This window comes from Escherichia sp. Lx600-2, from assembly GCF_036662595.1.
Lineage (GTDB): Bacteria > Pseudomonadota > Gammaproteobacteria > Enterobacterales > Enterobacteriaceae > Escherichia > Escherichia coli.
On record NZ_JAYQWM010000022.1, the window covers coordinates 1 to 21,938 of the forward strand.

22 protein-coding genes and 2 pseudogenes are annotated in these 21,938 nt (G+C 50.6%); 8 read left to right on the forward strand and 16 right to left on the reverse strand.

All coding sequences use genetic code 11. The features are described from left to right. Nucleotides 1-34: 34 nt before the first annotated feature. The 11 genes and pseudogenes from OQV04_RS10430 to OQV04_RS10480 form a co-directional block, all read right to left on the reverse strand. Nucleotides 35-733: pseudogene (locus OQV04_RS10430) on the reverse strand (PTS transporter subunit IIC); the annotation flags it as partial. 279 nt (nt 734-1,012) lie between these two features. Next, nucleotides 1,013-2,140: a 23S rRNA (uracil(747)-C(5))-methyltransferase RlmC gene (gene rlmC, locus OQV04_RS10435; RefSeq protein WP_023307816.1), complete on the reverse strand. Its 1,128-nt coding sequence runs from the start codon at nt 2,138-2,140 to the stop codon at nt 1,013-1,015. Nucleotides 2,141-2,180: 40 nt separating this feature from the next. Beyond that, complete coding sequence (locus OQV04_RS10440) at nt 2,181-2,669, reverse strand: YbjO family protein (protein WP_000389260.1); 489 nt, start codon at nt 2,667-2,669, stop codon at nt 2,181-2,183. A 59-nt stretch (nt 2,670-2,728) separates the two neighbouring features. Beyond that, a complete protein-coding gene (gene potI / locus OQV04_RS10445; protein ID WP_001061658.1) occupies nt 2,729-3,574 on the reverse strand; it encodes a putrescine ABC transporter permease PotI in 846 nt (281 codons plus the stop codon). Beyond that, entirely contained in the window at nt 3,571-4,524 is a 954-nt protein-coding gene (gene potH, locus OQV04_RS10450; RefSeq protein ID WP_032280609.1) for a putrescine ABC transporter permease PotH, read from the reverse strand. Before potH ends, potI begins: the two co-directional genes overlap by 4 nt. A gap of 9 nt (nt 4,525-4,533) precedes the next feature. After that, nucleotides 4,534-5,667, reverse strand: a complete 1,134-nt coding sequence (potG, locus tag OQV04_RS10455) for a putrescine ABC transporter ATP-binding subunit PotG (RefSeq protein ID WP_099145236.1) — start codon at nt 5,665-5,667, stop codon at nt 4,534-4,536. 94 nt (nt 5,668-5,761) lie between these two features. Beyond that, entirely contained in the window at nt 5,762-6,874 is a 1,113-nt protein-coding gene (gene potF / locus OQV04_RS10460) for a spermidine/putrescine ABC transporter substrate-binding protein PotF (RefSeq protein WP_000126069.1), read from the reverse strand. A 350-nt stretch (nt 6,875-7,224) separates the two neighbouring features. After that, nucleotides 7,225-7,701, reverse strand: a complete 477-nt coding sequence (locus OQV04_RS10465) for a YbjN domain-containing protein (protein WP_000203025.1) — start codon at nt 7,699-7,701, stop codon at nt 7,225-7,227. Between the two features lie 87 nt (nt 7,702-7,788). Further along, on the reverse strand, nt 7,789-8,691 hold the full coding sequence (gene rimK, locus OQV04_RS10470; RefSeq protein ID WP_000684321.1) for a 30S ribosomal protein S6--L-glutamate ligase: 903 nt from the start codon (nt 8,689-8,691) through the stop codon (nt 7,789-7,791). Nucleotides 8,692-8,751: 60 nt separating this feature from the next. After that, entirely contained in the window at nt 8,752-9,474 is a 723-nt protein-coding gene (gene nfsA / locus OQV04_RS10475) for a nitroreductase NfsA (protein ID WP_000189169.1), read from the reverse strand. Beyond that, complete coding sequence (locus tag OQV04_RS10480) at nt 9,458-9,745, reverse strand: DUF1418 family protein (RefSeq protein ID WP_001201576.1); 288 nt, start codon at nt 9,743-9,745, stop codon at nt 9,458-9,460. Before OQV04_RS10480 ends, nfsA begins: the two co-directional genes overlap by 17 nt. A 159-nt stretch (nt 9,746-9,904) precedes the next feature. On the opposite strand from OQV04_RS10480, the gene grxA reads away from it, so the two are divergent. Next, entirely contained in the window at nt 9,905-10,162 is a 258-nt protein-coding gene (gene grxA / locus OQV04_RS10485; protein ID WP_001195231.1) for a glutaredoxin 1, read from the forward strand. Between the two features lie 29 nt (nt 10,163-10,191). Here the strand turns inward: grxA and OQV04_RS10490 are convergent, their stop codons facing one another. Beyond that, nucleotides 10,192-10,569, reverse strand: coding sequence for an inner membrane protein YbjM (locus OQV04_RS10490; protein ID WP_000681108.1), 378 nt, complete (start codon nt 10,567-10,569; stop codon nt 10,192-10,194). Between the two features lie 269 nt (nt 10,570-10,838). On the opposite strand from OQV04_RS10490, the gene OQV04_RS10495 reads away from it, so the two are divergent. Next, nucleotides 10,839-12,524: an aspartate:alanine antiporter gene (locus tag OQV04_RS10495; RefSeq protein WP_032280606.1), complete on the forward strand. Its 1,686-nt coding sequence runs from the start codon at nt 10,839-10,841 to the stop codon at nt 12,522-12,524. A gap of 174 nt (nt 12,525-12,698) precedes the next feature. Here OQV04_RS10495 and rcdA read toward each other — a convergent pair whose 3' ends face one another. Continuing rightward, nucleotides 12,699-13,235 (reverse strand): DNA-binding transcriptional regulator RcdA, encoded by a 537-nt coding sequence (gene rcdA, locus OQV04_RS10500; RefSeq protein ID WP_028132104.1) that lies wholly within the window; start codon nt 13,233-13,235, stop codon nt 12,699-12,701. 83 nt (nt 13,236-13,318) lie between these two features. On the opposite strand from rcdA, the gene OQV04_RS10505 reads away from it, so the two are divergent. The 3 genes from OQV04_RS10505 to ybjH all read left to right on the forward strand — a co-directional run bounded on the left by OQV04_RS10505 (nt 13,319) and on the right by ybjH (nt 15,712). Then, complete coding sequence (locus tag OQV04_RS10505) at nt 13,319-14,527, forward strand: MFS transporter (RefSeq protein ID WP_032280603.1); 1,209 nt, start codon at nt 13,319-13,321, stop codon at nt 14,525-14,527. After that, on the forward strand, nt 14,527-15,342 hold the full coding sequence (gene ybjI / locus OQV04_RS10510) for a 5-amino-6-(5-phospho-D-ribitylamino)uracil phosphatase (RefSeq protein WP_032280602.1): 816 nt from the start codon (nt 14,527-14,529) through the stop codon (nt 15,340-15,342). The genes OQV04_RS10505 and ybjI overlap by 1 nt, the downstream gene beginning before the upstream one ends. An 85-nt stretch (nt 15,343-15,427) precedes the next feature. Then, nucleotides 15,428-15,712, forward strand: a complete 285-nt coding sequence (gene ybjH, locus OQV04_RS10515; protein WP_000480892.1) for a protein YbjH — start codon at nt 15,428-15,430, stop codon at nt 15,710-15,712. A 40-nt stretch (nt 15,713-15,752) separates the two neighbouring features. Here the strand turns inward: ybjH and mdfA are convergent, their stop codons facing one another. Then, nucleotides 15,753-16,985, reverse strand: coding sequence for a multidrug efflux MFS transporter MdfA (gene mdfA / locus OQV04_RS10520; RefSeq protein WP_001180089.1), 1,233 nt, complete (start codon nt 16,983-16,985; stop codon nt 15,753-15,755). 284 nt (nt 16,986-17,269) lie between these two features. On the opposite strand from mdfA, the gene ybjG reads away from it, so the two are divergent. Both ybjG and deoR read left to right on the forward strand, forming a co-directional pair. Further along, nucleotides 17,270-17,866 carry an undecaprenyl-diphosphate phosphatase gene (gene ybjG / locus OQV04_RS10525; protein WP_000892317.1) on the forward strand — a complete coding sequence of 199 codons (597 nt, stop codon included), beginning with the start codon at nt 17,270-17,272 and terminating at the stop codon, nt 17,864-17,866. Between the two features lie 57 nt (nt 17,867-17,923). Further along, nucleotides 17,924-18,682, forward strand: coding sequence for a DNA-binding transcriptional repressor DeoR (gene deoR / locus OQV04_RS10530; RefSeq protein ID WP_000450121.1), 759 nt, complete (start codon nt 17,924-17,926; stop codon nt 18,680-18,682). Between the two features lie 46 nt (nt 18,683-18,728). On the opposite strand, the gene dacC is transcribed toward deoR, so the two are convergent. After that, complete coding sequence (gene dacC, locus OQV04_RS10535) at nt 18,729-19,931, reverse strand: serine-type D-Ala-D-Ala carboxypeptidase (RefSeq protein WP_000195961.1); 1,203 nt, start codon at nt 19,929-19,931, stop codon at nt 18,729-18,731. Between the two features lie 246 nt (nt 19,932-20,177). On the opposite strand from dacC, the pseudogene gstB reads away from it, so the two are divergent. Then, a pseudogene (gstB, locus tag OQV04_RS10540) lies at nt 20,178-20,803 on the forward strand (glutathione S-transferase GstB). On the opposite strand, the gene yliI reads toward gstB, so the two are convergent. Further along, nucleotides 20,800-21,915, reverse strand: coding sequence for an aldose sugar dehydrogenase YliI (gene yliI / locus OQV04_RS10545; RefSeq protein WP_032280599.1), 1,116 nt, complete (start codon nt 21,913-21,915; stop codon nt 20,800-20,802). The pseudogene gstB and the gene yliI sit on opposite strands and share 4 nt — an antisense overlap. Between the last annotated feature and the right edge of the window lie 23 nt (nt 21,916-21,938).

Below are 21,938 nucleotides of genomic sequence, written 5' to 3' on the forward strand. Positions count from 1 at the left end.
ATCGGTGGAGCTGCATGACAAAGTCATCGGGCATTATCTGAACATAAAACACTATCAATAAGTTGGAGTCATTACCCTTTTCAGGGTCACCAAATTTATGGGCGAATTTGGAGAAAAACCACAATCCCAACATCTGGTTATGAGCAATGGTAAAACCGGCATCTTTGGTAACTTTGGCAATGGGCTTAACAATGAGCGTGGTGGAGAACGCCCAGAATACACCCGTTAATATTCCGGCAATAATAATGGATGTAGTCCAGCTAAAACCCAGCCAAAAGACAATCAACCATAATACCGCCTGAGAATGTGAAACACCGGTATTCCCTGTCAAAAATATCCCTTTGGCACCAGTATACCGACCAAATAATACCAGCAGCAGGTTGGTAAAAAACGCCAGTACAAATACATACCCGACATAACCAAAATTATCCCCCAATGCAATTTGCGTTGCCGCTTTCATTGCGTAGGAATCCATTAAATATCCGTGAACACCATAGGCTTTACTTACGGCTTCTGCTACCGGTTTAAATGTTGCGGAAAACTGGAAACCACCAAATAACACCATCATTAATCCCACCATGGCGCTGACCATGCCGGTAATAATTTTTATTGGCGATTTCTTATCAAGGGCATAACCAATACCCACCAGCAAACCAATTAAAATTGCCGGTTCAGTTAAAAACGTTTGAATAACATCTATGAATTTGGCAAACATCGTCGGAACGCCCTCCATAAGCGTACATTTCCGTTGTCAATGCATGAACCTTCTGCTGACGTTAATAATGTCTCAGGAAATTTTGTGTTTCGCTAAGCAATGCCTCTGTATGTATTCGGTAAGTGCACTGTAGTAATCAAAACAGTTCAATTAAAGATCTTATTTGATTATTTGTGATTTGATTTGCAAAAATAGAGCAATATATAACCGTGATCGATCGGTTATTATTAATCGATCGATCACGATTATTATTTTGGATGGATGTATGCCGAGGTGATATTGATTTGAATGATGTATTTACATTTTTACCAGCAGCGTCAACACTTCATAATGCGCGGTGTGAGGGAACATATCGAAAAGCTGCACCCGTTCAATGCGATAACCAGGCAGTTCTCGGATATCTTTCGCCATAGTTTGGGCGTTACAGCTGGAGTAGATGATAAAACGCGGTGCCATCGTTGAGAGATAATCACACAGCGGTTTACCAATGCCGCGGCGCGGCGGGTTAACCAGCACCAGCTCCGGCACCTCCCCCTGAGCGGTGGCAAACTGAGTGGAGTCCAGCGCCTGAAATTGCAAACGCGTTAAGCCCAGTTCAGCAGCTGACTGCTTTGCACAGGCAATGGCCTCTGGCGCAATTTCGATCCCGGTTAACTGCATGTCAGGCGTCGCGCAGTGTAAACCAAAGCCCCCCACACCGCAGAACAGATCCCACATATGTTTAACCGGCAGCTGTCGTACCCAGTCGCGCGCGGTAGCGTACAGCTGGCTGGCGACCGCCGGATTAGTCTGGAAGAAACTTTGCGGACGGATCCACAGCGGCACATCGTTAAAACGCTCTGCCAGCGCCTGTTGTTCGGTCAGGTAGATCTCCGTCTCCCCTTCCATAATCGCCATATGTACCGGCTGAATATTGACGGTAATAACTTTCAGCTGCGGTAGTTGTTCGTGTAACCACGGCAGCGCCTTACGCAGTTGCGCCAGCTTGGTATCAGAACGCAGTACAAAGCGCAGCATCATGCCGCCATCGCTCTGGCTTTCGGTCAGCAGAATGTATTTCAGTTCGCCACGCTTACGCGCCACGTTGTAGGGCGTTAACCCCGCTCGGGCGATAAACGGTTTTAGCGCCGCAAAAACGGGCGCAAATGAGGCAGGATAAAGCGGGCAGTCACAAAGGTCTTCCGGTGTGCCGTCGCGATGCAGCATACCGAGCAGGGGTTTTTCAACGCTACCACTCACCACCATTTTGGCTTTATTACGAAACCCTTGTTCTGGGCCTGACACCGGCGCGCACCATTCCTCAACCGGAAAATCGGCGAGCAGATTTTTAAGATCGGCGGTTTTAGCGGAGAGTTGCTCTGGAATCGGCTGCGTTATCCACTGACAGGAACGACAGCGACCCGCGTCGTAAAGTGCGCACTGCATACATTGACCTTCACATCATCAGGGGCGACGATTATACACATTATTGCAACTGGAAGAACCGCCGACTGGTCGAGGGAACGAACAGCAGCATCAGGATGAGCATATCCGGCAGCTTCTGCAGCATCAGGCTATGGAAGATTTCACGTTTTGATTCACCGGGAATGCTGAACAGCTCCGGATAACCGTACCCCAGCGAAGCCGCCCACAAGTAACTTGCGGCGGTGATTTGTGTCAGCAGATATAGCCAGCGCGCCCAGCGACGCCCTTTCACCAGTGAAAACGCACACCAGATCTCAATGAAAACCAGCACCAGACTGCTTAAAAAGACCAGCGTTAAACTCCAGGTTTGTACGCTGCGATGAATGAACTCGCCAATACCGCGCACGCCCAGCGTATTGAAAATCATCAGCACGTCGAGGCCACGGATCATAATAATGGCGAGCGCCGCCACCTGCACCAGCGCAGGCACATTCAGGCGAGCATGAGATGAAGATGTTTTCTTAAAAAATCCCAACGTTTCGTCTTCCATGAAAACAATGCCGCGACATACGCGGCATTATGTAGCCAGGTTGGCAAATTTTAGTGTCTTCAGCCACGTCTTGCACGCTGGATGTCGCGTATCCGCTGTTTTTCTGCGCGAGCCATCAGATACCAGGCGATAAATCCGACAATTCCGACCGCACCAAGGATCAATGTTGCCAGGGCGTTGATTTCCGGATTCACCCCCATCCGCACGCTGGAAAAGACCAGCATCGGTAACGTGGTGGCTCCCGGCCCGGAAACAAAGCTGGCGATCACCAGATCATCAAGCGACAAAGTAAAAGCCAGTAACCAGCCAGAAATGATCGCGGGCATGATCATCGGTAGCGTAATGACGAAAAACACTTTCAGCGGCGTCGCACCGAGATCCATCGCTGCTTCTTCTATCGAGCGATCCAGTTCCCGCAGACGCGACGAAATAACGACTGCCACATAAGCCGTACAGAAAGTGACATGCGCCAGCCAGATGGTAAGCATACCGCGGTCCGCAGGCCAGCCAATGGCATGAGCAAGCGCGACGAATAATAACAACAGCGACAAGCCCGTGATGACATCTGGCATTACCAGCGGCGCGGTGATCATAAAGGCAAAGCCATTTGATCCGCGAAACCTGCCAAAGCGCACCAGCACCACCGCCGCAATAGTTCCGAGGATCGCCGCCGCCGTCGCCGCACAGGCCGCAATTGTCAGACTTAAACCAACCGCACTCATCATCGCGTCATCGCGCAATAATTCGCCATACCAGCGCGTTGACCAGCCGGCCCACACCGTCACCAGCTTCGAGCTGTTAAACGAATAGATAACCAGCATCAGCATTGGCGCGTAGAGAAAGGTAAAGCCCAGCAGCAAAATCACAATCCGCCAGGGCGAACGAACTACCGGTAAATTATTCATCCGTGTTCTCCCACGCTTTTTTGCTGGTGTTTGTGGAACCACATTATCGGCACAATTAGCAGCAGCAACATGATGATCGCTACCGCCGAGGCCACCGGCCAGTCGCGGTTATTGAAAAACTCTTGCCATAGCACGCGCCCGATCATGATGCTGTCCGGGCCACCGAGCAGTTCCGGGATCACAAACTCGCCCACAGCCGGGATAAACACCAGCATCGATCCGGCAATAATCCCACCTTTAGTCAGCGGCACGATCACAGTAAAGAACGTTTTCAGCGGTCGTGCACCGAGATCCAGCGCTGCTTCCACCAGCGAATAATCAATACGAATCAACGCGGTATAAATCGGCAGCACCATAAACGGCACGTAGGCGTAAACAATGCCAATATAAACTGCCAGATTGGTATGCAGAATGGTCAGCGGTTGATCGATAACCCCCAGCCACTGCAGAAAATTATTCAGCACACCGTTGTTTTTTAATATTCCCATCCAGGCGTAGACACGAATCAGAAACGAGGTCCACGACGGCAGGATCACCAGTAGTAATAAGATATTACGGGTCGAAGGCTTACTGTGCGCCACCGCCCACGCCAGCGGATAGCCGATCAGTAAACAGCAAAATGTCGAAATCGCCGCCACCTGTAACGACTGGAGATAAGCATCGAAATAGAGCGGATCGTCGGTCAGTTGCAGGAAATTACCGAAATTAAGGGTGATGGACAGTTGCCCGTCAGCCCACTCCATCAGTTCGGTATAAGGTGGAATAGCGCGCGCCATCTCCGCCAGGCTTATTTTAAAGACAATCAGAAATGGCAGCAGAAACAGCAAGATCAACCAGATATACGGCAACGCAATGACCAGTTTGCGCCCATGCTTCATTTGCAGCTGCGACAACCACAGCTTAAATCCGCCCGGCGGTTTCGACTGGGCAGCAGGTTCAAGTGTACTCATCTTTGCTCCTTAAACCGTCAGCACCACACAGCTGTCCACTTCCCAGCACAAACGCACTTCGTCGCCCCAGGTCGGTAACCCTTTACGATGACGATGGGCGTTTTGTAGCTGGGCGCTAATCATCTGCCCACTTTTCAGACGAACGTGATACACCGAAAGATCGCCGAGATAGGCAATGTGTATCACCTCCCCCACCGCGAAGTTACAACCATTGGCGGGCGGCTCTTCGCAAAGCATGATTTTTTCCGGGCGCAGCGCTACGTGTACCGGCACGTTATCGACCACTGAAGCATCCGCATCGACTTTCAGTGGATGCATCAGCCCCGGCGAATAAAGCACCAGACCATCTTCCTGACGCTCTTTGAGTACACCTTCAAAGACATTAACCGAGCCAATAAATTCGGCGCTATAGCGGGTAGTCGGATGCTCGTAGATCTCTTCCGGTTCGCCAATCTGGACAAATTTCCCACGATTCATAATGGCGATACGCCCCGCCATGGTCATCGCCTCTTCCTGATCGTGAGTAACCATCACGCAGGTCACACCGACGCGCTCCAGAATATCCACCACTTCAAGCTGCATCCGGTCACGCAGCTTTTTATCCAGCGCGCCCATCGGCTCATCGAGCAGTAATAGTTTCGGGCGTTTGGCAAGGCTTCGGGCCAGGGCCACACGCTGTCGCTGACCACCGGAAAGCTGATGCGGTTTGCGTTTGGCGAACTCCTGCATATGCACAAGGCCGAGCATCTCATTGACCCGGCTGGCAATTTCCGCTTTCGGTAGTTTGTCCTGTTTCAGGCCAAAAGCGATGTTCTGTTCCACGGTCATATGCGGAAACAGCGCGTAAGACTGAAACATCATATTGATGGGGCGCAGGTAAGGCGGAACCTGTGACAAATCGACGCCATCAAGCATTATCTGTCCGGCAGAAGGTTGTTCGAAACCTGCCAGCATACGCAGCAGCGTGGACTTGCCACAGCCGGATGCGCCCAGCAGCGCGAAGATTTCACCTTTGTAGATGGTCAGGCTGACATCATCCACCGCATGTTGACCATCGTAGGATTTGGTGAGGTTGCGGATTTCTAATAGCGGCGTCAGCGCCTTACGGTTTTTCGCCTGCGGGCGAGGGATAGCGTCATTCACGGCTGCTCTCCGGCATTGAATGTGTGCAAGCGCACCATGATGGTGCGAATTGCCGGCGGGTGTGGTGCGCCCGCCCGGCATCTAAGGCTGCGGATTATTTTCCGCTCTTCACTTTGGTCCACGCGCGGGTGCGCACACGGTCGATTTTCGGATCCTGTACTTTCAGAGTGAACAACTTCGCGCGGACATCCGCAGGCGGATAAATACCCGGGTTATCACGGACTTCCGCACTCACCAGCGGCGTGGCTGCTTTATTGGCGTTAGCATAGAACACATGGTCAGAGATATGTGCCACCACATCAGGACGCAGCAGGTAATTCAGGAACTGATAGGCTTCGTCTTTATTTTTGGCATCCGCAGGCATGGCGAATACATCAAAGAACGCCATCGCCCCTTCTTTTGGAATCGAGAACGAGACATTCACGCCATTCTTCGCTTCCTTCGCGCGGTTTGACGCCTGCCAGACATCACCTGCCCAGCCGATAGCGACGCAAATATCGCCGTTTGCCAGGTCGTTAATGTATTGAGATGAATGGAAATAACGAATGTTCGGGCGCAGCTTTAACAGCAGATCGGTAGCCGGTCCGGTGTAATCATCCGCTTTAGTGCTGTTGGGATCTTTGCCGAGATAATTCAGCACGGTAGCAAAAACTTCTTCTGGCGCATCGAGGAAAGATACACCGCAGCTTTTCAGTTTTTCCAGATTTTCAGGCTTGAGGATCAAGTCCCAGCTATCGACGGGCGCGTTTTCGCCCAGCACCGCTTTGACTTTATCGACGTTATAGCCAATCCCGGTCGTCGCCCACATATAGGGCATAGCAAATTTATTGTCGGGATCGTGTTTGGCGACCAACTTCAGCAGTTCCGGGTCGAGATTCTTCCACTCCGGCAATTTGCTTTTATCCAGCGGCTGGAAAACTCCCGCTGTCAGCTGGCGTTCAAGAAAGCTTGCTGACGGCACCACCAGGTCAAAGCCGGTGCTCCCGGCCATTAATTTGCCTTCCAGTACTTCGTTAGAGTCGAAAACATCGTAGACGACTTTAATACCGGTTTCTTTTTCAAAGTTAGCCACCGTGTCGGGGGCGATATAATCAGACCAGTTATAAATGTGGAGTGTTTTTTGTTCAGCCGCGAGCGTGCCGACAGAGACGGCCATCAGAGCACCCGCAACCAGACCCGAAAGCCATTTTTTATTTAAGGCGGTCATATCTCTTTCCTTCTGAAAGTTCGTTAACAAACGAACAAAAGTTGTCACACTGAAAGATATGCAATAAACGTGCATATTTTTTATCGGCGCGGTGTAAGAAAAGAGAACTCTCTCCCGGCCAGCACTGCTCGCTATATAAAAGCATCGCAAGAATAACTTTAGCCAGGGTTTGAGACTATAGCTCGGATTAAAAAACGGTATTTAACAAATTTTTATGCGTATTTGCTCTATGTGATAAAGCCAAATCGACACAAGAGAAGTGAAATAATCTTTAAGAAAAGGTTAAAAACAGCAGATAATATTGCAGCGCGCAGTCACTGCGGCAGCGACTGCGTGCTCGAAAGGAGTTATCAGTGGAGGAAATAGTTTTCGGTAACGTTGTTTTGCCCTTCATCGTCAGTCGGTAACAGCAGTTGATGGGCATTAGCTTCAAGAATGACCATCGAAATCTGCTCTTCGCTCTGACGCACGAACCATGCAAACTGCTCATAGGTTACGCCCTGCATAACGGATAAAGACTGGCAAACCACCAGTTTTGGCAGATTATCATCCTGCATATCAAGAAATGCTTTCACGGTCAGCGAACTGGCATTGATGGCAGATAAATCCGCCGCCAGCGGCAATACGGCTGAAGGTCGGACTTCCGCCATGGCAGAAAACAGGATCGTGTTATCGATCAAATCGATTTTGGCATCAAAGACACCGTCGAAATTCTGCATATGGGGCAGATGCAGAGCCTGACAGTTATCACATTCAAAAAAACTCATCCCCAGGTCATCGAGCCATTGACGCAGCGTATCCAGACCAGGAACGACCAGCGATGTCATAATTTTGTACAACCTCTTTCGATAAAAAGACCGGCACAGCTTACGCAAAAAGCGCAGGCAAAACCATGATCAGTAATGTGATTGCGACTAACCACCCGTTTTCAGGCAATATTCTGTCGTAGCGTGGCGTTCGATCCAGCGGATCATTTTACCCGCGATGTCGATACCGGTGGTTTTTTCTATTCCTTCCAGCCCCGGCGACGCATTCACTTCCATCACCAACGGCCCGCGATTAGCACGCAGAATATCCACACCAGCAACGTCCAGCGCCATCGTTCGCGCGGCTTTTATCGCGATTTCACGCTCCTGTGGTGTGATACTGGCGACGCTTGCCGCGCCGCCACGATGCAAATTGGAACGAAAATCGCCCTCTTTCGCCCGCCGTTCAATCGCAGCGACCACTTCATCGCCAACAACCAGACAGCGGATATCGCACCCTTGCGCCTCTTTGATATATTCCTGCACCAGAATATGCGCGTTCAGACCGCGGAAAGCGTCAATCACGCTTTCCGCCGCCTGACGCGTCTCCGCCAGCACGACGCCAATTCCCTGCGTGCCTTCAACCAACTTGACCACCAGCGGCGCACCACCGACCATGTCGATTAAATCGCTGGTATCATCCGGCGAATGCGCAATGCCCGTGACAGGCAGGTCGATGCCCTGACGCGCCAGCAGTTGCATGGAACGCAATTTGTCACGCGCCCGGGCAATGGCGACCGACTCATTGAGCGGATAGCTCCCCAGCATCTCGAACTGGCGCAGTGCCGCCGTCCCATAAAAGGTAATGGCGGTGCCAATACGCGGGATCACTGCGTCAAAATGGGGTAACTTGCGGCCTTTGTAGTGAATAGAAGACGCCGCAGGATTTATGTTCATGTAGCAAGAAAGCGGATCAAGAATTTCAACCAGGTGACCGCGCTGTATAGCGGCTTCACGCAGCCGCTTACACGAATAGAGCGTTCCATCCCGGGACAATATGGCAATTTTCACCCTGCACCTCTCTGTCAGACCTGGTCAAAAGCCCGCGTATCATACATCGACGTGGCGGTTTTAGCGCGTCGCCCAACCCTGTTTGTGCAAATAATCCAGAATAAATGGGCGGCTTTCTTTAATGATTGTTCGGCGGATATGATCGCTCCAGGTATCCCGGCGATTATTGCTGCCACGGGTGAGGTAATATTCCGCCAGTTGCTCGTCATACTGCGCCAGTGCGTCTTTATCCAGCGGTTGATAGCTGTTTTCATGCACCAAAATGGAGGCCGGTAAACGCGGCTTGAGATCCGGATTATCCGCAGGCCAGCCAAGGCACAGCCCAAACAGCGGCAGAACATGCTGCGGTAATTTCAGCAGTTTCGTCACCGCTTCAATATTATTGCGCAGGCCGCCGATATATACGCCGCCCAATCCCAGCGATTCCGCTGCGGTTAATGCATTCTGCGCCATCATTGCCGTATCAACGACACCGAGCAACAGCTGTTCCGCCAGGCCGAGCTGAGCATCCGGACAGATCTGTAAATGGCGGTTAAAGTCGGCACAGAACACCCAGAACTCCGCCGCTTGCGCTACGTGTTTTTGCCCGCCGGTCAGCGTCACCAGCTCTTCACGTAATGCTTTGTCGGTAATGCGAATAATGCTACTACACTGCAAAAAACTGGAACTGGACGTCGCACGGGCGCTGTTAATAATCGCCTCACGCTGCGCCTCGGAAATGGGTTCATCAGTGAAATGGCGAATGGAGCGATGGCCACAAATAAGTTCAATGGTTGGCGTCATTATCTTTTTCTCTTTCTGAACGTGAATATTGCGGTGGACGGTTCATCAGCTGTGGGGCAAGACGTTTTGCCACCTGAAGAATAACCACCACCGCAGCGGGAAGCATGAGCAAAACACCGAGAAAAATCATCAGAATCTGCACTTCTGGCCGAGAAAATGGCTCAGGCAGCGACAGGGAGTCGCTTACCGACAGCAGCGCCACCGCCAGCAACATCATTCCGATAAATTCCAGTATCAACACGCTCTTAGGCAATTTACCGATCGCGCGCATACGCTTCCCTCTGCAAAGTGAGCCTTCAGTCTAAAACTTTTCACTGTATTGTGTTTAACAGTTATAGCTTTTAGCAATTAATGCAACAGGTTAAACCTACTTTCAGCGAATACATTTTAGCGTGATCATTACAGGCATAAATCTATGAGGAGAGAAATAATGCAAACCGTTATTTTTGGTCGTCCGGGTTGCCCTTACTGTGTGCGTGCAAAAGATCTGGCTGAGAAATTGAGCAATGAACGCGATGATTTTCAGTATCAGTATGTAGATATTCGTGCGGAAGGGATCACTAAAGAAGATCTACAACAAAAGGCAGGTAAACCCGTAGAAACCGTGCCGCAGATTTTTGTCGATCAGCAACATATCGGCGGCTATACCGATTTTGCTGCATGGGTGAAAGAAAATCTGGACGCCTGATCGTCTGACAAGCCCTCACGTTGAGGGCTTTACTGATTTTTTCTGTGCTGTGGTTTAAACAAACTACTGATAAATAAGAAACACAGTGCCCCCAGCGCACACCAGAACACCGCGCTTAGTAACCATGCCAGCTCTTGCCAGAATGAGCGGGTCGGTGAAAAAAACAGCCGCATAATAAGCATTGAACAGGGTGCCGCCAGCATTGCGCCAAATAGAGGTTTCAGGACTTCTCTACGCTGTGAAAAGAAACTGGCAACTGCTCCAGGAAGAATGAAAAACAGCAAGCCGATTTCAGGATGCCCGGCAGCCCGAAAAGCGCCTTTCATGTGCGTCGCCAGAAAAAGGCACACCACAATGAAGAGGACAAAACAGCAGATTGCCCCCGCCCAACGTTGTTTATGTTTCACTCGTTCCTCCTGACACTGCGTCTATCGAACACATTTTTCGCCAGTGTGGCGTTCAGTAAGATAAAGCCGCTTCGCATTCCATGCTAATATAGGCCAACGCAATTCATATAGCCGTTGATACCTAATGTGATTACACTAGTAAAATATATTGTTACTTTACTATCGTTTAGGTGCGCTGAATGAATCTGCGCCCTGAATTCTGGTAAAAAACATTATCGTAAATTACCATTTCTTTCAACAGCTTACTAGTAAACAAGAAGTTAGCCTCCGTGAATATAAACGTCGCCGAATTGTTAAATGGGAATTACATTCTGTTATTATTTGTGGTCCTCGCGCTTGGGCTATGTCTCGGAAAGTTACGACTTGGTTCGATCCAACTGGGTAATTCCATTGGCGTTTTAGTCGTATCGCTGTTATTAGGCCAACAACATTTCAGCATTAACACCGATGCGCTTAATCTTGGCTTTATGCTGTTTATTTTCTGCGTCGGGGTCGAAGCCGGACCGAACTTTTTTTCCATTTTTTTTCGCGATGGGAAAAATTACCTAATGTTAGCACTGGTGATGGTTGGCAGTGCGCTGGTGATCGCCTTAGGGTTAGGTAAGCTGTTTGGCTGGGATATTGGCCTGACGGCCGGTATGTTAGCAGGCTCTATGACGTCGACACCGGTTCTGGTCGGTGCTGGCGATACACTGCGTCATTCCGGTATGGAAAGCAGGCAGCTCGCACTGGCACTGGATAATCTGAGCCTCGGGTATGCCTTAACCTATTTAATCGGTCTGGTGAGTTTGATTGTTGGTGCGCGTTACTTGCCGAAATTGCAGCATCAGGACTTACAGACCAGCGCCCAGCAAATCGCCCGCGAACGTGGCCTGGACACTGATGCCAACCGTAAAGTTTATTTACCGGTGATCCGCGCCTACCGCGTCGGCCCGGAGCTGGTGGCCTGGACCGACGGCAAAAATCTGCGTGAACTGGGTATTTATCGACAAACCGGCTGCTACATTGAACGTATTCGACGTAACGGGATTCTGGCAAATCCAGACGGTGATGCCGTGCTACAAATGGGCGATGAAATAGCGTTGGTAGGCTATCCCGACGCCCATGCCCGACTCGATCCCAGCTTCCGTAACGGTAAAGAAGTTTTCGATCGTGACCTTCTCGACATGCGTATCGTCACTGAAGAAGTGGTCGTTAAAAACCATAACGCCGTTGGCAAACGTCTCGCACAACTGAAGTTGACCGATCACGGTTGCTTCCTTAACCGCGTCATTCGTAGCCAGATTGAGATGCCGATAGATGACAACGTCGTGCTTAACAAAGGTGACGTTTTACAAGTCAGCGGCGATGCCCGCCGCGTAAAAACCATCGCCGATCGCATCGGCTTTATCTCGATTCACAGCCAGGTCACTGACCTGCTGGCATTCTGCGCCTTCTTTGTTATTGGGCTGATGATCGGGATGATCACCTTCCAGTTCAGCACATTCAGTTTCGGCATGGGGAACGCTGCCGGGTTGTTATTCGCCGGAATTATGCTGGGCTTTATGCGTGCTAACCACCCGACCTTCGGTTACATTCCGCAAGGTGCATTAAGCATGGTGAAAGAGTTCGGCTTGATGGTGTTTATGGCAGGCGTTGGTCTGAGCGCCGGTAGCGGTATTAATAACGGCCTGGGCGCGATTGGCGGCCAGATGTTGATTGCCGGATTGATTGTCAGTCTGGTGCCCGTAGTTATCTGTTTCTTGTTCGGTGCTTATGTATTGCGAATGAACCGCGCACTGTTGTTCGGCGCAATGATGGGCGCACGCACCTGCGCGCCGGCAATGGAGATCATCAGTGATACAGCTCGCAGTAACATCCCGGCGCTGGGCTATGCGGGCACCTATGCAATCGCCAACGTCCTGCTGACGCTGGCAGGGACAATCATCGTCATGGTATGGCCAGGATTAGGATAAAACTGAAGTTGCCCTGAAAATGAAATTTTTTTGCACAACCGCAGAACTTTTCCGCAGGGCATCAGTCTTAATTAGTGCCACTGCTTTTCTTTGATGTCCCCATTTTGTGGAGCCCATCAACCCCGCCATTTCGGTTCAAGGTTGGTGGGTTTTTTGTTGCCTAAAATTTATCTACTACCCAGCAACCCTCTCAACCATCCTCAAAATCTCCTCGCGCGATAGCGGCTTACGGTCGGTGACAAAATGCAGCGTCATCCCCTCAATAAACGCATCAAGCGCGCGGGCGGTTCCGGGTTCAAACCATTGTTCGAGCGTTTGCTGACTGCGCTGCATCCAGTTTTGCATTACCGTTTTTAATAGCGGTTTTCGGCTAGCCAGCGCGTAGAGCTGGTACATCAACTCCATGTTATCCGGCGTTGCCACCTGTGAGCTGTAGATCATATCGGTGATAGCCTGGCATGCGCCTTGAGCATCAATAACATCGCTAAAAAATGCCTGATATTGCCGGGACATGATCTCAGTAAAACTGCTGAACGCCTCCAGCAACAACTCATCAATTCCTGAAAAATAGTAGGTCATCGATCCCAACGGTACCCCGGCAAGGGTAGCAATTTTGCGGTGCGTAACAGCATGTATTCCGTAAAGTTTCACCGCCTCCAGCGTGGCCTGGATAATTTTTTCTCGCCGTTGCGGATCGTTAGCGCGACGCATGTCATTTCCTCTGTCTGCAATTGTGTACAAATGTACACAACCTTGCTAATGTTGTCTTCCCTCTTCTTATTTTGACGTGATCTATGACCGTAAATTCTTCACGTAATGCATTGAAACGCCGAACCTGGGCGCTGTTTATGTTCTTCTTTTTGCCGGGCCTGTTAATGACGTCCTGGGCAACCCGTACGCCTGCTATCCGCGATATTCTCTCTGTCTCGATCGCTGAAATGGGCGGTGTTCTCTTTGGTCTGTCGATCGGTTCGATGAGCGGTATTCTCTGCTCGGCGTGGTTAGTGAAACGCTTTGGGACACGTAATGTCATCCTGGTCACCATGTCCTGCGCATTGGTCGGGATGATGATATTAAGTCTGGCACTCTGGCTGACATCGCCCCTGCTCTTTGCCGTTGGTCTCGGCGTCTTTGGGGCAAGTTTTGGTTCTGCGGAAGTGGCGATAAACGTTGAAGGTGCCGCCGTTGAGCGAGAAATGAATAAAACGGTTTTGCCGATGATGCACGGTTTTTATAGCCTGGGCACGCTGGCAGGCGCTGGTGTCGGGATGGCACTGACGGCCTTTGGCGTTCCGGCAACGGTGCACATTTTATTGGCGGCGCTGGTAGGCATCGCGCCTATATATATCGCCATTCAGGCAATCCCTGACGGTACGGGCAAAAATGCTGCCGATGGCACCCAGCATGGCGAAAAAGGCGTACCTTTTTATCGCGATATCCAGTTGCTGCTGATTGGTGTTGTGGTGCTGGCGATGGCCTTTGCCGAAGGTTCTGCCAACGACTGGTTACCCTTATTAATGGTTGACGGTCACGGTTTTAGCCCCACTTCCGGCTCGCTGATTTATGCCGGTTTTACCCTGGGGATGACCGTTGGACGCTTCACTGGCGGTTGGTTCATCGACCGTTACAGTCGCGTTGCCGTGGTTCGGGCCAGTGCGCTAATGGGGGCGTTGGGTATTGGGCTGATTATTTTTGTCGATAGCGCCTGGGTCGCTGGGGTGTCTGTTGTACTCTGGGGACTGGGTGCCTCGCTGGGCTTCCCGCTGACTATTTCTGCTGCCAGCGATACCGGCCCCGATGCACCAACCCGCGTCAGTGTGGTAGCAACGACCGGTTATCTGGCTTTCCTCGTCGGGCCGCCGCTGCTGGGCTATCTCGGCGAACATTATGGATTACGTAGTGCAATGCTGGTTGTACTGGCGCTGGTTATTCTCGCGGCTATTGTCGCGAAAGCCGTCGCCAAACCCGATACCAAAACGCAGACGGCGATGGAGAATAGTTGATGAGCATTAAATTAATTGCGGTAGACATGGATGGTACTTTCTTAAGCGATCAAAAAACCTATAACCGTGAGCGGTTTATGGCTCAGTATCAGCAAATGAAAGCACAAGGCATTCGCTTTGTGGTCGCCAGCGGGAATCAATATTATCAGTTGATCTCTTTCTTCCCTGAAATTGCTAATGAAATTGCCTTTGTGGCTGAAAACGGCGGCTGGGTAGTGAGTGAAGGCAAAGATGTTTTTAATGGCGAGCTGTCGAAGGATGCGTTTACTACTGTCGTGGAACATTTGCTGACGCGCCCGGAAGTGGAAATTATTGCCTGCGGAAAAAATAGCGCCTATACGCTCAAAAAATATGACGATGCCATGAAAACGGTGGCGGAAATGTATTATCACCGTCTGGAATACGTCGATAACTTTGACAACTTAGAAGATATCTTCTTTAAGTTTGGCCTGAATCTTTCCGATGAACTGATTCCACAAGTACAAAAAACATTACATGAGGCCATCGGCGATATTATGGTGCCGGTCCACACCGGCAACGGCAGCATCGATCTGATTATCCCCGGCGTACATAAAGCCAATGGCCTTCGCCAACTGCAGAAATTATGGGGAATAGACGACAGCGAAGTGGTGGTCTTTGGCGATGGCGGTAACGATATTGAGATGCTGCGTCAGGCAGGCTTTAGTTTTGCAATGGAAAATGCCGGCAACGCGGTCGTCGCAGCGGCAAAATACCGGGCAGGCTCCAATAACCGTGAAGGCGTACTGGATGTGATCGATAAAGTTCTTAAACACGAAGCGCCATTTGACCAATAAAAACGGCAGCACGCCCGGCAACACAATACCTGAATGAAGGCTGCATAATTCGCGGAAATTAACCCGCTGCATTATTTCAGGCGAAATGTTTATGAAAAATTGTCTACTGTTGGGCGCGCTTTTAATGGGCTTTACTGGTGTGGCGATGGCGCAAAGTGTCACCGTCGATGTGCCGAGTGGATACAAAGTGGTTGTGGTTCCTGATTCAGTCAGCGTTCCACAAGCGGTCAGCGTCGCGACTGTGCCGCAAACCGTCTATGTGGCTCCTGCGCCAGCTCCGGCTTACCGCCCGCATCCTTATGTTCGCCATCTTGCCAGCGTAGGTGAAGGGATGGTTATCGAACACCAGATTGACGACCATCACCATTAATTCGAGAATGCCTGATCGCACAAAGCAATCAGGCATTTTTTTACCCTTCGTGAGAATTTCCCATCTGTTTATCTTTTAAAAAGATAACCATCAGCGACAGCCACAAAATTCCGTTGACAAGGTTGAAGAGATTAAACAGTCCGTTGCCCCCGTTCAGCCAGGCATGTTTGCTGATTTCAATACCGACGGTAAAGATCAGCATTTGCAGCATTCCCATCGCCGCAGAAACCGTACCTTTACTCATATCGCTGGCAAACAGGGTTAATCGCACCAGTCCCGCATTCGCCAGACCAATACCGAAAGCATAAATACTTAACCCGGCGGTCATCCATAAATACGCGTGCGATGAGATAACCGTTGCCGCAGCAGCGACCAACAGACCAATCATAATCGGCCAGCCGCCCATAATAATCAGCGAACGTACGGTGCGGCGCGAGGTCAGACGCGCTAACAGCAAGTTACCCGCAATTAACGCCCCGAAAATAGGCACTTGCAGCAAACCATATTCATAGCTGCTCAACTGCTCGCCGGTAATGATGATAATCGGCGACTGGGCGATCCACGCCAGCAACGGCAGGCTAACGAATCCCAGCGCCAGCGCCCCCGCCACAAAGCGACCGTTCTTCAGCACCAGCTTATAGTCACGACCGAGTTCTTTCAGCGACAGTTTCTCGCCTATACGCGTGGCGGTTTCAGGCATGGCTCGTTGCAGACCGAAAAAGGAGATCGCTGCCAATGCGGCAAACAAGACAAACATCCCTTCCCAGGGCAGCACATGGATCCACGCCGCGCCCACCAGTGGACCAAGTAGCGGAGCAATCAGCGCCACGTTCGCCATCAGCGCGGTGATCTTGATACAAACCGCCTCTTCGAAGGATTCCTGAATTGCGGCGTATCCCACAGCGCCAATGAAACAGAGGCTTATGCCCTGCAAGAAGCGCAACAGGGTGAATTGTTCAATGTTTTGCGCCAGTAATATTGCCAGACAGGTGACAATAAACCACACCACACCCGCCAGCATCACCGGCCGGCGACCAATACGATCCGACAGCGGCCCCAGGAGCCATTGTAAAAACATCCCGCCCGCCAGATACGCGGTCATCGAAGTAGGAACCCAATCAATGCCCGCCTGATATTGTTCCACCACGGCCAACATACCGGGTTGAATCATATCGTTGCCGATATAGGTTGAAAATTCGTAAAGCACCAGACAGAGAGGGAAAAGTAACGCCTGACGTCCAAGCCTGGCACCGGAAGCTAATTTATTTTGCATGCAATTTCTTCGCCAATAATAATCGCGCAAAGTTTAATAAAAGCGCAGCTAACGAGAAAGCGAATTTTGTAGCTGAAACCGCGGTTAAGCACATTCTTACATTATTGCGAGTATAGCTACGCTTTCTTTAAGTTTTATTTAACCTATGCCCGTTACAATCACCCACCGTAAACAGGCCGCTTGAGGGAAATAAGACGATGCCGCTTTACCCAGTTTAACCTGCACTTTATTCTCAACGAGTTGCCTGTATTGGCTCCCTTTTAATCACTTTGCGTCGGGAAGTTATGCTGGAAAATTTGAATCTCTCTCTATTCTCTCTTATTAACGCGACGCCAGACTCGGCTCCGTGGATGATCTCGTTGGCGATTTTTATTGCTAAAGATTTGATTACCGTGGTGCCGTTGCTGGCCGCGGTACTTTGGTTGTGGGGGCTTACAGCACAACGGCAACTGGTGATAAAAATCGCTATCGCGCTGGCGGTCAGCCTGTTTGTGTCCTGGACGATGGGACATCTTTTTCCGCACGACCGACCGTTTGTCGAAAATATCGGCTATAACTTCCTGCATCATGCGGCGGATGACTCATTCCCGAGCGATCACGGTACGGTGATTTTCACCTTTGCACTGGCATTTTTATGCTGGCATCGCCTGTGGTCCGGCTCACTTTTAATGGTGCTGGCCGTCGTCATTGCCTGGTCGCGCGTTTATCTTGGCGTCCACTGGCCGCTGGATATGCTCGGTGGATTGCTGGCAGGTATGATTGGCTGCCTTAGTGCCCAGATTATCTGGCAAGCGATGGGGCATAAACTCTATCAACGTCTGCAATCGTGGTATCGCTTCTGTTTTGCATTACCGATCCGCAAAGGCTGGGTGCGTGACTGATCTCTGCTAAAAAGTGTAGTATTGAGCGGCTCGCTTCAATAACTATTCAGAGGGATTATGGAAACACGTCGCGAAGAGCGTATCGGGCAGCTGCTGCAAGAATTAAAACGCAGCGATAAGTTACATCTTAAAGACGCCGCCGCCCTGCTTGGGGTTTCGGAGATGACGATTCGTCGCGATCTGAACAACCACAGTGCGCCCGTCGTTTTGCTCGGCGGCTATATTGTTCTGGAACCGCGCAGTGCCAGCCATTACCTGTTAAGCGATCAAAAATCCCGCCTGGTGGAAGAAAAACGCCGGGCGGCAAAACTGGCTGCGACGCTAGTAGAACCCGATCAGACCCTCTTTTTTGACTGTGGCACCACCACGCCGTGGATTATTGAAGCGATTGATAATGAAATACCTTTCACCGCCGTTTGTTATTCGCTAAATACCTTTCTGGCGCTGAAAGAGAAACCCCATTGCCGCGCATTTCTGTGCGGTGGTGAATTTCACGCCAGCAACGCCATTTTCAAACCCATCGATTTTCAGCAAACGTTGAATAATTTTTGCCCGGATATCGCTTTTTATTCCGCGGCGGGCGTGCATGTCAGTAAAGGCGCTACCTGTTTTAATCTTGAAGAGTTGCCGGTAAAACACTGGGCCATGTCGATGGCGCAAAAGCATGTGCTGGTTGTCGACCACAGTAAATTTGGCAAGGTGCGTCCGGCGCGCATGGGTGACCTGAAACGCTTTGATATTGTGGTGAGTGATTGTTGCCCGGAAGATGAGTATGTGAAGTACGCGCAGACGCAGCGTATTAAGTTGATGTATTAATGACGTATAACCGGATGACGTTTCGCGCCATCCGGTTATCAGAAGATTAAGAGAACCAGCTGCCGAACCACTGATGGAATTTCATCATCACGAAATCCCACATCCGACCAAAGAATCCGCCCTCTTCCACATTTTCCATCACGATCAGCGGACGCTGCTCAATGGATTTACCGTTAAGCTGGAAATCAATGGTCCCGACAACCTGACCTTTTTTCAGCGGTGCGGTAAGCTGCGGTTCCGTTAACGTATAACTCGCTTTCAGGTTTTTCAGCTGCCCACGCGGTATGGTCACTGAGCCCGCTTCACCTGCCCCGAGATTCACTTCGCTCTTATCACCAAACCAGACTCGCTGAGTCACAAAGGTGGCATCAGGTTTAATTGGCGTCACGGTTTCAAAGAAGCGGAAACCCCAGGTCAATAATTTCTCAGACTCATTAAAACGGATACGGTCAGTTTTCGCCCCCAGCACTACGGAGATTAAACGCATATCGCCCTGGGTAGCCGAAGCAACCAGATTATATCCCGCGCCTGCCGTGGTTCCTGTCTTCATGCCATCAACATTCAGATTGCTGCTCCACAGCAGACGGTTACGGTTAGGCTGACGAATTTTGTTGAAGGTGAACTCTTTCTCTTTATGAATGGCGTACTCTTCCGGCACATCGTGGATCAATGCTTTACCCAGCAATGCCATATCGCGCGCGGTACTGAACTGCCCCGGCGCATCCAGACCGTGCACCGTCTGGAAGGTAGTGTTGGTCAGACCCAGTTTTTTGGCATAACCATTCATCAAACCAATAAATGACTCCTGGCTCCCGGCAACGTAATCGGCCAGCGCAATACAGGCGTCATTACCGGACTGGATAATCACACCTTTGTTCAAGTCTGCCACCGAAACCTGATCGCCCGGTTTGAGGAACATTACCGATGAACCACGCAGTGCCGGATTTCCCGTCGCCCAGGCATCTTTACCGACCGTCACCATATCGGTGAGTTTAATCTTATCGGCCTTAAGCGCCTGCCCAACCACATAGCTGGTCATGATTTTAGTCAGGCTCGCGGGATCCAGTTTCTCATCCGCATTGCCTTCTGCCAGCACTTTACCGCTGGCGTAATCCATTAAAATCCATGCACGCGCATCCACGCTCGGCGCTTCAACGGTTTGTTCGGCCGCGAATGCCGTTGGGGCAAAAAGGAATAAAAATGCAGAACCCGCTGCAAGACCACGAAGGAGAGAGGAGTATTGCGTCATAAATGCCACCCGAGTATCCATTCAAAAAAAATACGTTATATCGCCGTATGATAAGTTCGGTGATTAATAACGCACACACAAACTTAAAGAAACCGTAAGTTGGTAAAGTTTTTAAAGTTTATGCAATATCCTGCCGCTTCGCTGCTTCTGGTGTCATTTTTTTGCCAGCTGTTGCTTAAAAGTTAACTTTACTTCACCATCGGAGTCCTGTTCAGCCTGTGGCTGCCTGTCGGAAAAGGGGTGAGTATGATTACGCTGTGGGGTCGGAATAATTCAACCAACGTAAAAAAGTATTGCTGACGCTCGAAGAACTGGAACTACCTTATGAGCAAATTCTCGCGGGCCGTGAGTTTGGGATAAATCACGATGCTGATTTTCTGGCGATGAACCCTAACGGGCTGGTGCCGTTGTTACGTGACGACGAAAGTGATCTCATTCTTTGGGAATCAAACGCCATTGTCCGCTATCTGGCGGCACAGTACGGGCAAAAACGCCTGTGGATCGACTCACCGGCACGTCGTGCGGAAGCAGAAAAATGGATGGACTGGGCAAACCAGACACTCAGTAATGCTCATCGCGGGATCCTGATGGGATTAGTCAGAACACCACCGGAAGAGCGCGATCAGGCCGCCATTGATGCCAGTTGCAAAGAGTGCGACGCCCTGTTTGCCCTGCTCGATGCGGAACTGGCAAAAGTAAAATGGTTCTCTGGCGACGAGTTTGGTGTGGGCGATATCGCTATCGCACCGTTCATCTACAATTTGTTTAACGTTGGCCTGAACTGGACACCGCGTCCAAATCTGCAACGCTGGTATCAGCAACTCACTGAACGCCCCGCAGTGCGCAAAGTGGTGATGATTCCCGTTAGCTAATTGCGTGGGCTAACTTTAAGTAATTCCCCACTGGACTCGTCGGTGAGAACATATAAATAACCGTCGGGTCCAGTGCGAACATCACGAATTCGCTGCCCTCTGTCCGTTAAAATACGGCCATCTTCTGTCACTTTGTCGCCGTTGACGCTCATCACAATGACATCTTTATCTTTCAGCGCGCCAATAAATAATTTTTGCTGCCACTGGGGGAATTTATCGCTGTTATAGAAGGCCATGCCGCTCACGGCGGGCGAATCTTTCCAGTAAAAAACAGGTTGCTCGGTCCCGGCGACGATCTCCCCTTTCGCTTCCGGTATCTTAAAGCCTGAATAGTTGATTCCCCAGGTTGCCAGCGGCCAGCCGTAGTTTTTGCCTTTTTGCGGGATATTAATTTCATCACCACCGCGCGGGCCATGTTCATTCAGCCATAGTGCATTACTCCACGGATTCATCGCCATTCCTTGCGGATTACGAATGCCATAAGACCAGATCTCGGCGCGCGCACCGGATTCCTTTATAAAAGGATTATCATCCGGGATTTCGCCCTGGTCGGTCAGACGCACCAGTTTGCCCTGTAATTTATCCAGATTCTGCGCCGTCGGGCGCTGATTGTTTTCGCCCAGAGCAATAAAAAGATAACCTTTACCGTCGAATACCAGCCGCCCGCCAAAATGGTTGCCGGTAGACAGTTTTGGCATCTGGCGAAAGACGGTGCGAAAGTCGGTCACTTTTGAGAGATCATCACTTAAGCGGCCATAACCCACAGCAGTTCCGGCTTTGCCATCATCGCCAACTTCGGAATAACTTAACCAGATGCGGCGAGACTGAGCAAAATCAGGCGCTAAAACCACGTCCAGCAGGCCGCCCTGCCCGTGCGCCCAAACGTCCGGAACTCCGGAAAGCGGCGCAGATAATCCTTTTCCTGCTTGCCAGTGACGCAACTCGCCGCCGCGCAGAGTGATTAACATACCGTGATTATCGGGTAAAAAGGCCAGTGCCCAGGGATGGTCGAGTTTGTCTTGCAGTACTTCGACATTTACCGTTGCAGGAGCCGCCCAGAGAGCGGAAGAAAGACAAATAAGGGGCACAAGGAAAAAGGATTGTCGATGCATAACGCCTCCGGATTGACTCTGGC

Coding starts and splice junctions, on each gene's coding strand:
- OQV04_RS10440 (WP_000389260.1), bottom strand. CDS start 2,669: ATGGAAGACGAAACGTTGGGATTTTTTAAGAAAACATCTTCATCTCAT.
- dacC (WP_000195961.1), bottom strand. CDS start 19,931: ATGACGCAATACTCCTCTCTCCTTCGTGGTCTTGCAGCGGGTTCTGCA.
- grxA (WP_001195231.1), top strand. CDS start 9,905: ATGCAAACCGTTATTTTTGGTCGTCCGGGTTGCCCTTACTGTGTGCGT.
- potF (WP_000126069.1), bottom strand. CDS start 6,874: ATGACCGCCTTAAATAAAAAATGGCTTTCGGGTCTGGTTGCGGGTGCT.
- deoR (WP_000450121.1), top strand. CDS start 17,924: ATGGAAACACGTCGCGAAGAGCGTATCGGGCAGCTGCTGCAAGAATTA.
- rcdA (WP_028132104.1), bottom strand. CDS start 13,235: ATGCGTCGCGCTAACGATCCGCAACGGCGAGAAAAAATTATCCAGGCC.
- mdfA (WP_001180089.1), bottom strand. CDS start 16,985: ATGCAAAATAAATTAGCTTCCGGTGCCAGGCTTGGACGTCAGGCGTTA.
- ybjH (WP_000480892.1), top strand. CDS start 15,428: ATGTTTATGAAAAATTGTCTACTGTTGGGCGCGCTTTTAATGGGCTTT.
- ybjG (WP_000892317.1), top strand. CDS start 17,270: ATGCTGGAAAATTTGAATCTCTCTCTATTCTCTCTTATTAACGCGACG.
- ybjI (WP_032280602.1), top strand. CDS start 14,527: ATGAGCATTAAATTAATTGCGGTAGACATGGATGGTACTTTCTTAAGC.
- potI (WP_001061658.1), bottom strand. CDS start 3,574: ATGAATAATTTACCGGTAGTTCGTTCGCCCTGGCGGATTGTGATTTTG.
- OQV04_RS10465 (WP_000203025.1), bottom strand. CDS start 7,701: ATGACATCGCTGGTCGTTCCTGGTCTGGATACGCTGCGTCAATGGCTC.
- nfsA (WP_000189169.1), bottom strand. CDS start 9,474: ATGACGCCAACCATTGAACTTATTTGTGGCCATCGCTCCATTCGCCAT.
- OQV04_RS10505 (WP_032280603.1), top strand. CDS start 13,319: ATGACCGTAAATTCTTCACGTAATGCATTGAAACGCCGAACCTGGGCG.
- potH (WP_032280609.1), bottom strand. CDS start 4,524: ATGAGTACACTTGAACCTGCTGCCCAGTCGAAACCGCCGGGCGGATTT.
- rlmC (WP_023307816.1), bottom strand. CDS start 2,140: ATGCAGTGCGCACTTTACGACGCGGGTCGCTGTCGTTCCTGTCAGTGG.
- yliI (WP_032280599.1), bottom strand. CDS start 21,915: ATGCATCGACAATCCTTTTTCCTTGTGCCCCTTATTTGTCTTTCTTCC.
- OQV04_RS10480 (WP_001201576.1), bottom strand. CDS start 9,745: ATGCGCGCGATCGGTAAATTGCCTAAGAGCGTGTTGATACTGGAATTT.